The 3307-nt window shown below is 67.4% G+C and carries 2 protein-coding genes and 2 pseudogenes; 3 read left to right on the forward strand and 1 reads right to left on the reverse strand.

Going from position 1 to position 3307, the window contains the following annotated elements; genetic code table 11:
- From CJ177_RS49110 to alr, 3 genes and pseudogenes are all read left to right on the forward strand, one after another.
- Positions 1 to 138 (forward strand): annotated as a pseudogene (locus CJ177_RS49110) (alanine dehydrogenase); the annotation flags it as partial.
- A 176-nt stretch (positions 139 to 314) separates the two neighbouring features.
- Positions 315 to 1787, forward strand: a complete 1473-nt coding sequence (locus CJ177_RS46435; RefSeq protein WP_095871093.1) for an amino acid permease — start codon at positions 315 to 317, stop codon at positions 1785 to 1787.
- Positions 1787 to 2893: an alanine racemase gene (gene alr, locus CJ177_RS46440; protein WP_061700409.1), complete on the forward strand. Its 1107-nt coding sequence runs from the start codon at positions 1787 to 1789 to the stop codon at positions 2891 to 2893. The genes CJ177_RS46435 and alr overlap by 1 nt, the downstream gene beginning before the upstream one ends.
- 312 nt (positions 2894 to 3205) lie before the next feature.
- Here alr and CJ177_RS49115 read toward each other — a convergent pair.
- Positions 3206 to 3307 (reverse strand): annotated as a pseudogene (locus tag CJ177_RS49115) (4-coumarate--CoA ligase); the annotation flags it as partial.

Consider the following 3307-nt stretch of genomic DNA (forward strand, 5'->3'; position numbering starts at 1 on the left):
CTCGCCGACAACGGCTGGAAAGACGCCATCGCGACCGTCCCCGGACTCGCCGAGGGACTGTCCACCCACGACGGACAGCTGCTCTCCGCCGAAGTCGCTGCCGCCCACGGCTACACCGCTCACACGCCGGCCGCCTAGTTCTCCCCAGGGGTGTGCGGACGCACCGCACCCCTACACGGCCACACATGATCGGCCGCTCGCGACGACCCCACCGGAATCGATCCAGGCGATGACCCGCGCCGCCATCGAGCCACCCTTGATGTCGATGTCGATGTCGTGGTCTGGTCGCGGCCGCGATCACCGAAGGAGTGCACATGACAATTCCCGACCACCAGCACCTGACGAACACGAGTACGCACCCGAGTCAACTCGCGACTCCCGAGTCGGAGGGCTACGCCCGAGGATTGAGTTCGCGGACGATTCAAATGATCGCGATCGGCGGGGCGATCGGCACCGGCCTGTTCTACGGATCGGGCGGCGCGATCGCACAGGCGGGTCCCGCGTTGATCCTGTCCTACCTCGCCGCGGGCCTGGCGATTTTCGTGATCATGCGGGCACTGGGCGAGTTGCTGACCTACCGACCGGTCTCCGGCAGTTTCGCCGAGTACGCCCACGAGTTCCTCGGCCGGTTCGCCGGGTTCGCCACCGGCTGGACCTATTGGGCGGTGTGGGTGAGCACCTGCATGGCCGAGATCACCGTCGCCGGCAAATACATCGAGTACTGGTTCGACATCCAGCCGTGGATCACCGCCCTGGTCGTGCTGACCGTGCTGTTCGGTGCGAACTTGATCTCGGTGCGGCTGTTCGGGGAGGCCGAGTTCTGGTTCTCCGCAATCAAGATCACCGCGATCGTCGGCATGATCCTGATCGGGATCGGGGTGCTGACCATCGGATTCGGTCACGCCGCCCACCCGTCAGTGACCAACCTGTGGGCCGACGGCGGGGTCTTCCCGCACGGTTTCGGCCAGTCCCTGATGACCCTGCAGATCGTGCTGTTCGCCTATGTCGGCGTCGAACTCGTCGGGGTGACCGCCGGGGAGGCACGTGACCCCAAGCAGACGCTGCGCAAGGCGATCAACACCCTTCCGGTCCGCATCGGCTTGTTCTACATCGGTGCCCTGCTGGTGATCATGTCCGTCGCCAGCTGGCGCAATTTTCAGTCCGGGAAGAGTCCGTTCGTCGAAGTTTTCGAGCAGATCGGCATCCCGGCCGCAGCGGGCATCATCAATTTCGTGTTGCTCACCGCCGCACTGTCCTCATGCAACTCGGGCATCTACTCCACCGGCCGGATGCTGCGCAGCCTGTCGCTGCGCGGGGAGGCACCCGCCCGGGTCGGCACCCTCAGCTCCCGCGCGGTGCCGTTCACCGGAATCTGCCTGTCCGCCGGTGTCATGGTCCTCGGCGTCGTCGTCAACGCCGTCTCCCCCGACAAGGCCTTCACCTACATCACCTCGGTGTCCACCGTCGGCATCATCTTCGTCTGGGCCGTCATCCTGGTCTGCCACATGATCTACCGGGGCCGCGTTACCGACGGCACCCTGCCGGCCAGCGACTACCGCCTACCCGGGGCACCGGTCACCACCCCCCTCGCCCTCGGATTCCTCGGCCTGGTCATGGTCCTGCTGTTCTTCACCGACAGTGGGCGCACCGCGCTGGCGGTTGGCGCCGTCTGGGCGGGGCTGGTCTGCGCCGGCTACGCCGCCCTCACCCGACTGGCACCAGCAGGACGAGGCAGCTCGAGCAGTGCCCTGGGCACCGAACAGGGCACCCGATCCGGGGGCGCGTAATGATCCCGGCCCGGCAGGCGGTATCCGGAGTGCCCGCCCCGCAGGCGGAAGCCGTCATCGACCTCGACGCGATCGCCCACAACATCCGGATCCTGCGCGAACACGCCGGTAACGCCGGTCTGATGGCCGTCGTCAAGGCCGACGGATACAACCACGGCGGCGCAGCCGTCGCCGCGGCAGCGCTGGCCGCCGGAGCCCGCGAGATCGGTGTCACCACCATTGCGGAGGCGCTGCAGCTGCGTCGGGCCGGCATTGCGGCGCCAATCCTGTGCTGGCTGAACAACCCCGAGGTCGACTACCGCGGCGCCATCGAGGCGGACATCGAGATCGGGGTCCCCTCCACCACGCATCTGCTCGCCATTGCCGCGGCCGCCTCCGCGTTGGGGAAACCCGCGACGATCGCGATCAAGGTGGACACCGGACTCAACCGCAACGGCGCCTCACCAAGGGAATACCCGCTGCTGCTCGACGAAATTGTCCGGCTCACCCGCGAGGGCACGGTCCGGCTGCGCACGATCTTCTCCCATCTCGCCCACGCCGATGAGCCGGGCAACCCGGTCCTCGACACCCAACGCCAGCGATTCCTCGACGCGATTGCGACGGCGCAGGCGCGCGGACTCGAACCGGAAATCGTGCACCTGGCGAACTCGGCGGCCACTCTCACCCGACCGGACCTGCATTTCGATCTGGTCCGACCGGGAATCGCCGTCTACGGGCTGACACCGGTACCTGAACTGGGGACCTTCGGGCTGATCCCAGCGATGACGGTCCGGACCCGGGTCGCGTTGGTCAAGGAGGTCGCAGCCGGCGAGGGAGTGTCTTACGGGCACGGCTGGATCGCCCCGCGCGACACCGTCGTTGCCCTGCTGCCCGCCGGCTACGCCGACGGAATCCCGCGCGCTCTCGGCGGCAAGTTCGACGTGCTGCTCGGTGGCGTCCGACGGCCGGGAATCGGCCGGGTGTGCATGGACCAGGTGGTCGTGGACCTCGGCCCGGACGGCGGCGGTGTCCGCGAAGGCGACCACGCCGTGTTCTTCGGCAACGGCCGACACGGCGAACCCGTCGCACAGGACTGGGCCGACGCACTCGGCACCATCCACTACTAGGTGGTCACCGGACTACGGGGACGGATCGTGAAGCGATACATCGGCGGCGCTGAGGCGGGCCACCAGCTGCTGGTTCGGCAGTGAGGTCCGGCGTCCCGGTCCACGAGGGCGTTGGACTACCTCTCGGAAGGCCTCGGGGGTGAGGGCGCCGATCGGTGAGCGCGACTTCGGCGCTGACGCGGGCGCGTTCGATGACGGTCAGCTCGGGCAGGACCACCGGATGCCGAAGTTCCTGGGTTCCGTTGGTGGCGACGAGAAAGTGCATGTAGGGGCGGACGTGGTCGGATTCGGTGCGTTGTTCATGTCGGACTCCTACTGCCCCGCAGCTTCTTTCGCGCGGAGATCCTTGCGGAGGATCTTGCCCGCGGCGGACTTCGGCACCAGGTCGATGAACTCGACCTTGCGGACCTTCTT

The organism is Rhodococcus sp. ACPA1, assembly GCF_002300195.1.
Taxonomy (GTDB): Bacteria; Actinomycetota; Actinomycetes; order Mycobacteriales; family Mycobacteriaceae; genus Rhodococcus_F; species Rhodococcus_F opacus.

Excerpts from the sequence above, each read along its gene's own strand:
- CJ177_RS46435 (WP_095871093.1), top strand. The coding sequence starts at position 315 with ATGACAATTCCCGACCACCAGCACCTGACGAACACGAGTACGCACCCG.
- alr (WP_061700409.1), top strand. The coding sequence starts at position 1,787 with ATGATCCCGGCCCGGCAGGCGGTATCCGGAGTGCCCGCCCCGCAGGCG.